This is a genomic window from Albidovulum sp. (genome assembly GCF_049646345.1).
GTDB lineage: Bacteria > Pseudomonadota > Alphaproteobacteria > Rhodobacterales > Rhodobacteraceae > Albidovulum.
The window spans coordinates 1-4683 of sequence record NZ_JBARVQ010000059.1 but is presented as its reverse complement, the minus strand read 5'-3'; the positions used below and the strand labels follow the sequence as shown (position 1 = coordinate 4683).

Sequence of the window (4683 nt, the reverse complement as noted above, 5' to 3'; positions counted from 1 at the left end):
GCTTGAGGGCGTGATCGACATCGGTGAGGAAAAAGCGCGCCTTTCCAAATCTTTGGAGAAGCTTGCGAAAGATATGGGGGGCCTCAAGGGCCGCCTCAACAACCCCAAATTCGTCGAAAGCGCCCCCGAGGAGATCGTCGAGGAAACCCGCAAAAAACTAACCCTGGCAGAGGAAGAGGCGGAAAAGCTGAAAGCCGCTCTGAAAAGGCTGGCGGATATCGGCTGATCCTTTCATCTTGGCCCAAATACCTCGGGGGTCCGGGGGCACCGCCCCCGGCCTCGCCGCCAGAACAAAGGCAGACATGACCGGACCCCGCTACACGCCCCTTGTCGACAGCCTGCCCGCCACGGTTCCCTTCGTTGGGCCCGAGACACTGGAACGCGACCGGGGCAAGGCTTTCGCGGCCCGGCTCGGCGCCAATGAAAATGTCTTCGGCCCCTCGCCGAAAGCTATCGAAGCAATGGCGCGTGCGGCGCGGGACGTCTGGATGTACGGCGACCCGGAGGCTCACGACCTCCGCCACGCACTCGCCGTCCATCACGGCGTCAGCCCGGAAAACATCGTTGTGGGCGAAGGGATTGACGGGCTTCTCGGCTATCTCGTCCGCATGCTCACCGGCCCCGGTGAGGCGGCCGTCACCTCGGACGGCGCTTATCCGACCTTCAATTTCCATGTCGCAGGCTTCGGCGGCGTGCTTCACAAAGTGCCCTACAAGGGCGATCACGGGGACCCCTCCGCGCTTGTCGCCAAGGCGGCCGAAACCGGTGCAAAGCTCATCTACCTTGCCAATCCCGACAATCCGATGGGGTCATGGCATGGCGCTGACACCATCGCCCGGATGATTGCGGCAGTGCCGGAGGGTACACTTCTTGTCCTTGACGAAGCCTATCTGGAACTTGCGCCAGAGGGTACCGCCCCGGCAATCGACCCGTCCGATCCCCGTGTCATCCGCATGCGCACCTTCTCCAAGGGCTATGGTCTGGCGGGTGCGCGGGTCGGTTATGCGATCGGGGATGCGGGCCTGATCACGGCCTTCAACAAGGTCCGCAACCATTTCGGCATGTGCCGGATCTCTCAGGCCGGGGCGCTGGCAGCGCTGGCCGATCAGGATCATCTGAGGATGGTCCGGTCCGCGGTCGCCGCATCGCGTGACACCATTGCCCGGATCGCCCGCGACAATGGCCTGACGCCGCTGCCCTCGGCCACCAACTTTGTGACCGTGGATTGCGGGCAGGACGGCGATTTTGCCCGGCAAGTGTTATCGGAACTGATCGCCCGCCATATCTTTGTCCGCATGCCCTTTGTCGCGCCGCATGACCGCTGTATCCGGGCCAGCTGCGGTCGGCGGCAGGATCTGGATTTGTTCGCGGCAGCACTGCGCGCAGCACTTGTGGCGGCCCGGGGCATGAAAGGAGATGGCGCATGACAGACAGGGCGGGTGAGACGGCTAAAGACCGGCGCGTGCTGGAAATCACCGGCACGGATCGCGAAGCGTTCCTGCAGGGGCTTGTGACCAATGATGTCGGGCGGCTGAAACAGGGGCTAACCTATGCCGCGCTTTTGTCGCCACAGGGCAAGTATCTGGCCGACTTCTTCCTCGTGCCCTACGGGGACCGCATTCTTCTGGATGTTCAGGCCGATCTGGCCGACGGGCTTTTGCGCCGTCTGATGATGTACCGGCTGCGCGCAGATGTGGCGATCGCAGCGACCGATATCGCGGTTGTGCGGGGGCTGGGGCCTGCCCCTGACGGCGCCTTTGCCGATCCGCGACATGAGGCGCTCGGCTGGCGTTGTTATGGCGACGAAACGGGGGCTGAACCGAAGATCGATTGGGACGCGATCCGGGTTGCCCATTGCATCCCGGAAACCGGGATGGAGCTGGTCCCGGACGATACCTATATCCTTGAGGCGGGGTTCGAGCGTCTGAATGGCGTCGATTTCCGCAAGGGATGTTATGTCGGGCAGGAAGTGACCGCCCGGATGAAACACAAGACCGAACTGCGCAAACGGTTCCTCACCGTTCGGATCGACGGCAGCGCCGCAGCCGGGACGGACATCACATTGAGGGACGGAAGGCCGATCGGCACGGTCTTCACCCGGTCTGGCGACAGGGCGATTGCCTATCTTCGTCTGGACCGGGCCGAGGGGCCCCTTGCCGCCGGTCCTGCAACAATCACGCTGCTTCAGCAGGAATAGGTGTGGCCCCCGATATGCGCGGTTGACGCATCAGGGATGACGCGCGATGGTCCCGGCGCATTGTTTGAGGCTGGAAATCGCGTGTTTGGTCCCGGAATATTACGAGTCGTTCTGGCGTCTCTGGTTGTCCTTTCCCACACTTCGGGCGTCAAGCTCGGGGGGGTGGCCGTCATCGCCTTCTTCATTCTGAGCGGCTATTGGGTCACCCGCCAGTTTGATCAGAAATACCGGCATGATCCCGCACCGCTGCGGACCTTCTATCTGTCGCGGTTTCTGCGCCTCTATCCTGCCTATGTCGCGGCCCTGCTGTTGGCCTTTGCCGCGCGAAAGGGGCTGGGCATCCACTATGATCCGGACTGGCCGCAGGCCCTGCCGCTATTGGGCGTGGCCACGCATGCGCACGATCTTCTGGGCGTATCCTGGTCGCTTGATCTGGAGATGCAATTCTACCTGATCGCGCCGCTGGCCTTCCCACTGCTCAAACGCGGCGGTCTTGTCCTTGTCCTGCTGGCAGCGCTGACCTGGGTCGGGTTTCAGCTCTATACGCTTACCGGGATCAAGACAGTCTTCATCTATATCGCATCCTTCGGGTTCGGCGCGCTAATTCATGCGTGGAACCTGACATTCACCGGGCGTCAGGCCGCTGTCGGGATCCTGGCGGCCGTCCTGATCCTGATTGGTTTCAAGATCGGTTTTCCCGGGGCTCCGGAATTCGCTGCCGATACGCGGTTCGGTGTGGAAGGGGCCGGGCCGAACCTGCTGGTCGGCCTGATGTTCGTACCGCTTGTCGGCTGGGCGGTTCGACTGAGGTCGGGCGGGTTCGATCGTTATGCGGGCGATTATTCCTACAGCCTCTATCTTGTGCACTATCCCTTCTTCCTTGTCGTGCGGAAGATTGCAGGTGGGGAGATCGGCGATTTCGGCAAACTGGCCATGATCGCCGGAACCTTCGCCTTTGCAGCGCTGTTCTTTCATCTGGTGGATCGTCCGGTCGAACACTGGCGGGCGACCCGCTTTCGCAAAACGCGCCAGAGGGCAGAGGTCGGGCAGCAATAAAGGGCTAAGTTGCGTTCTCGGGTGGCCCGGGTTGAACCCATTGCAGTCGTTAGGACGCGCCACGTAAGCCGGGCGACCGATTGCCCGTGGGGTGGCGCAGTGACCTGTATTCGGGGTGCTTTATGCCCGCAAAGCCCCTCTGGCCTCATGCGAGGCGCGCGGCCGCAAAAGCGCCAGCCCGCCGGGACGGGCAGGCGCTCGCCCGGCGCGCTTCGCGCTTGATTCCGGGCGAAGGGGGCGTCGCGGATGTCGGCAAAGGCCCGATAGCAGACCTATTCAGCGGCCAGATCGCTGGCCCAGCCAGAGATCGCCTTGACCTCAAGGAATTCCTCGATCCCCCAATGGCCGCCTTCGCGGGCTCTGCCGCTCGCCTTGACCCCGCCAAAGGGCGCACCGGCGCCACGGCTCTGGCCGTTCATCTCGACCATGCCGGATTTCAGCGCCAGCGCCATCCGGTTGCGCTTGGCGCCGTCCTTGGTCTGGACGTAGTTGGTCAGACCGTAGGGCGTATCGTTGGCAATGCGTACGGCGTCCGCCTCATCCTCGAAGGGAATGATCGCCAGAACCGGGCCGAAGATTTCTTCACGCTCGATACTCATGCCGGGCTTCACATCGGCAAAGACCGTCGGGCGCACATAATAGCCCTTGTTCATCCCCTCGGGCAGGCCAAGGCCGCCCGCGACCAGCCGGGCACCTTCGTCGATGCCCTTCTGGATATAGCCCTGGATCTGGTCCCACTGGCGCTTGTTCACCACCGGGCCAATATGGCGGCCAGATTCTGACGCCGGGCCGACGGTGATCTTGTTCGCGACCTCGGCCGCCTCATCGACCACGCGGTCATAGACCGAGCGTTCGACCAGCATGCGCGACGGCGCGTTACAGCTTTGCCCGGAATTCTGCATCATGTGCAGAACGCCGCGCTTGACCGCCTTTTCATCGGCATCGGCAAAGATCACGTTGGCGCCTTTGCCGCCCAGTTCCAGCGTCACCCGCTTCAGCGTTTCCGCCGCAGCCACCGAGATCGCCTTGCCCGCGCGGGTCGAGCCGGTGAACGAGATCATCTCCACATCCGGATGGCTCGACAGTCGCGCGCCAACGCCCAAGCCGTCGCCATTCACCAGATTGAAGACGCCCGGCGGCACGCCCGCATCGTGGCAGAACTCAGCAAAGAGCATCGCGTTCAGGGGCGATTCCTCGGACGGTTTCAGCACACAGGTGCAGCCCGCCAGCAGCGCCGGAATGGCCTTCAGCGCGATCTGGTTCATCGGCCAGTTCCAGGGCGTGATCAGGCCGACGACGCCGATGGGTTCCAACGAAATCCGGTCATTCGGCGCATGGGGGCCAAGCGGCCGGACCCATTCAATCTCATCGAAGGCCATAAGGAAGTTGTTCAGATGCCAGGGCAGGCACGGCGCCTGGCTGCCCTTCGC

The 4683-nt window shown here is 63.0% G+C and carries 5 protein-coding genes; 4 read left to right on the top strand and 1 reads right to left on the bottom strand.

The genetic code is table 11. The features are described from left to right. From WBB85_RS01470 to WBB85_RS01455, 4 genes are all read left to right on the top strand, one after another. Positions 1 to 226 (top strand): hypothetical protein (locus WBB85_RS01470; RefSeq protein WP_432636850.1); only part of this gene is annotated, 226 nt, incomplete at its 5' end. A 76-nt stretch (positions 227 to 302) separates the two neighbouring features. Next, a complete protein-coding gene (locus WBB85_RS01465; protein ID WP_432636849.1) occupies positions 303 to 1427 on the top strand; it encodes a pyridoxal phosphate-dependent aminotransferase in 1125 nt (374 codons plus the stop codon). Continuing rightward, positions 1424 to 2197 (top strand): YgfZ/GcvT domain-containing protein, encoded by a 774-nt coding sequence (locus WBB85_RS01460; protein ID WP_432636848.1) that lies wholly within the window; start codon positions 1424 to 1426, stop codon positions 2195 to 2197. Before WBB85_RS01465 ends, WBB85_RS01460 begins: the two co-directional genes overlap by 4 nt. 81 nt (positions 2198 to 2278) lie before the next feature. After that, complete coding sequence (locus tag WBB85_RS01455) at positions 2279 to 3253, top strand: acyltransferase family protein (protein ID WP_432636847.1); 975 nt, start codon at positions 2279 to 2281, stop codon at positions 3251 to 3253. A 272-nt stretch (positions 3254 to 3525) separates the two neighbouring features. Here WBB85_RS01455 and WBB85_RS01450 read toward each other — a convergent pair. Further along, on the bottom strand, positions 3526 to 4683 hold a 1158-nt coding region (locus WBB85_RS01450), incomplete at its 5' end, for an aldehyde dehydrogenase family protein (protein ID WP_432636846.1).

Bases quoted from the DNA above. Each gene is read 5' to 3' on its own strand.
- WBB85_RS01460 (WP_432636848.1), top strand. From the start codon at position 1,424: ATGACAGACAGGGCGGGTGAGACGGCTAAAGACCGGCGCGTGCTGGAA.
- WBB85_RS01465 (WP_432636849.1), top strand. From the start codon at position 303: ATGACCGGACCCCGCTACACGCCCCTTGTCGACAGCCTGCCCGCCACG.